The sequence below is a fragment of the Psychrobacillus sp. genome (genome assembly GCF_056205495.1).
Genome location: NZ_JBAEAP010000492.1, coordinates 1 through 2,602, shown reverse-complemented (window position 1 = coordinate 2,602; position 2,602 = coordinate 1). Strand labels below are relative to the sequence as shown.

Sequence of the window (2,602 nt, the reverse complement as noted above, 5' to 3'; positions counted from 1 at the left end):
ATAATAAGAAAAGAATAGTTTACACTCATCACATTTCAATTCTGGCTTCGTACTGGATACGGTCATTGACAAAAGAGACAAAAGTCAAAAGGATAATAAATATTAAAAATCTAAGATCCCCCAAAATAATTTTCACGAAATATCTAAAATAAAAGGATATGTTAAAGGGTAGGGTTGATTTATGATGCAACGAAATCTTTAAGTCAGAGAGTAGGATTGATTTCCTCACCAGCCGGGCGCTTTCCTCGGGGTGAGCGTTAAGCCATCACCCGTCGCTTACGCGCGCGGTTGTGATGTCTTAACTGTCTCACTCATCCCGTAGGAGTCGCCGTCTGGCGCTCCAATCAATAAATGGGAACAGCTTTAGCATCGATAAAGCGCTAATAAATTTTACTCGCATAAACAAAACTGAAAATAAAATGATCGATGGAGATGATTTCTTAATTCCTTTTATAAAAATCACAATCAATCTCAAAGATAACTTTGAATATGCTTCCCAATTAGTATATGTATTTTATCTCTACTCTTGTCCGAGGCGTTCTGCAAGGGCTACGATTAGTCTCCCCCTACTTTTGCTAACAATAACGATTACCACTTGAAAAATAGATAATATATATACTTCTCTTAAAATACAATAATTATCCACAAAGAAAAAAATGTTGCAGCAAAAGTGAGATCACTTTTTCCTGCAACATTCACATCAGGCAATTTTGCCTTACTTACACTATTAGCGACGCTCTTTAATACGAGCAGCTTTACCGCGTAGTTCACGTAGGTAGTACAATTTAGCACGACGAACTTTACCACGACGAATAACTTCTAGGTTAGCAATTTTTGGTGTGTGTACTGGGAAAGTACGTTCTACACCAACACCGGAAGAGATTTTACGAACTGTAAAAGTTTCGCTAATTCCGCCTCCACGACGTTTAATTACAACACCTTCGTACATTTGGATACGTTCGCGAGTTCCCTCAACAACCTTAACGTGTACACGAACTGTGTCACCTGGGCGGAATGTAGGAAGATCTGTACGTAATTGATCTTTTGTGATTTCTGAAATAATGTTTTGCATCATTTTCTCTCCTTATATAGAATGCTCTTACACACATAGCTGTTGCAGCGGAACACCCAAAATCAGTACTTCACATAAAAGTACATAGTAAAATATATCATATTGACTGGCTATATGCAATTATAAATTATAACTCTTTTAATTGAAGCATTCTTTTTTCAGCATCTGTTAGTTCTGCACTTTCGAGAAGGTCTTTCCTTCTTTCTAATGTACGTTTTAAAGACTGCTCTCTTCTCCATTGATCGATAGCTGCATGGTTTCCAGACAGCAATACATCTGGAACCTTGTAGCCGCGATATTCTACTGGTCGAGTGTAATGTGGATGCTCTAGCAAGCCCGTAGAAAACGAATCTTGCTCATGGGAAGCAGCCTTGCCAAGAACGTTGGGGAGTAATCTCACAACACTATCTACTACAGTCATAGCAGCTAATTCTCCACCGGTTAAAACAAAATCTCCAATTGAAATTTCGTCTGTAACTAAATGCTCCCTAATTCGCTCATCGTAGCCCTCGTAATGACCACATATAAAAACAAGCTCCTCTTCCTTCGCTAATTCCTCTGCTTTTTGCTGATTAAAGCGTTCTCCTTGGGGGCAAAGCAATATAATCCGTCTATTCCCACTAGAGCTTGGAGGAAGAGCCTCAATAGCGTTAAAAATAGGTTCTGGCTTTAATACCATCCCCGCTCCACCACCATAGGGATAATCATCAACCTGATGATGCTTGTTACCAGAATAGTCTCGGAAGTTTACTACATCAATCGATACCTCATTTTTATCCTGCGCTTTTTTCAAAATGGATGAGTTGAACACTCCAGTGAACATCTCTGGAAAAAGCGAAAGAATATGAATTTTCATCATGACAATAAACCTTCCAGTACCTCAATCGTAATTTCTTTTTTATCCACATCTATTTTTTTCACTACGTCCTCAATATATGGAATATAGTGTGTCTTCCCTTTGACCGGCTGTACAGTCCATACGTCATTTGCTCCAGTTTGAAGTATTTCAGTAACGGTTCCAATTGTCTCACCCTCGGTAGAAACAATCGTACAGCCAATAATTTCATGATAGTAGTATTCATTTTCTTCTAACTCTGTTAGATACTTCTCAGATACTTTTAACGTTGCATCACGAAAGCCTTCTACATCTTTCAGCAAGGTATAACCGTCAAAAGTTAACAAATCAAAATTTTTATGCTTACGGTAGCTGGTAATTTTAACGATGATTGGTTTAGATCCATCTTTTTTAAAAAGACCAAGCTCATTTCCTACCTGATAACGCTCATCTGGAAAGTCAGTAGTAGAAATGACACGAACCTCTCCCCAAATCCCATGGGTATTGACGATTTTTCCAACATTGTACCATTCCATTGAATAAATTCCTCCTATCAAAAAAGGAAGAACAAAGTGTTCTCCCTCTTCTCATATTACATTTACCTCTTTAGAATTTCTTCCCTGAGGTATTAGCTTCACAAGTGAAGTTAATCTAATATATCGACATATGTTTTCTTTTGGTGACTGCCTGCTGCT

3 protein-coding genes are annotated in these 2,602 nt (G+C 38.1%); all 3 read right to left on the bottom strand.

The features are described from left to right. Positions 1–727: 727 nt before the first annotated feature. Positions 728–1,072 (bottom strand): 50S ribosomal protein L19, encoded by a 345-nt coding sequence (gene rplS / locus AC06OU_RS14080; protein WP_169358710.1) that lies wholly within the window; start codon positions 1,070–1,072, stop codon positions 728–730. 127 nt (positions 1,073–1,199) lie between these two features. After that, positions 1,200–1,928: a tRNA (guanosine(37)-N1)-methyltransferase TrmD gene (trmD, locus tag AC06OU_RS14075; protein ID WP_475856611.1), complete on the bottom strand. Its 729-nt coding sequence runs from the start codon at positions 1,926–1,928 to the stop codon at positions 1,200–1,202. Further along, positions 1,928–2,443: a ribosome maturation factor RimM gene (gene rimM, locus AC06OU_RS14070; RefSeq protein WP_251552918.1), complete on the bottom strand. Its 516-nt coding sequence runs from the start codon at positions 2,441–2,443 to the stop codon at positions 1,928–1,930. The genes trmD and rimM overlap by 1 nt, the downstream gene beginning before the upstream one ends. Between the last annotated feature and the right edge of the window lie 159 nt (positions 2,444–2,602).

Excerpts from the sequence above, each read along its gene's own strand:
- rplS (WP_169358710.1), bottom strand. The coding sequence starts at position 1,072 with ATGCAAAACATTATTTCAGAAATCACAAAAGATCAATTACGTACAGAT.
- trmD (WP_475856611.1), bottom strand. The coding sequence starts at position 1,928 with ATGAAAATTCATATTCTTTCGCTTTTTCCAGAGATGTTCACTGGAGTG.
- rimM (WP_251552918.1), bottom strand. The coding sequence starts at position 2,443 with ATGGAATGGTACAATGTTGGAAAAATCGTCAATACCCATGGGATTTGG.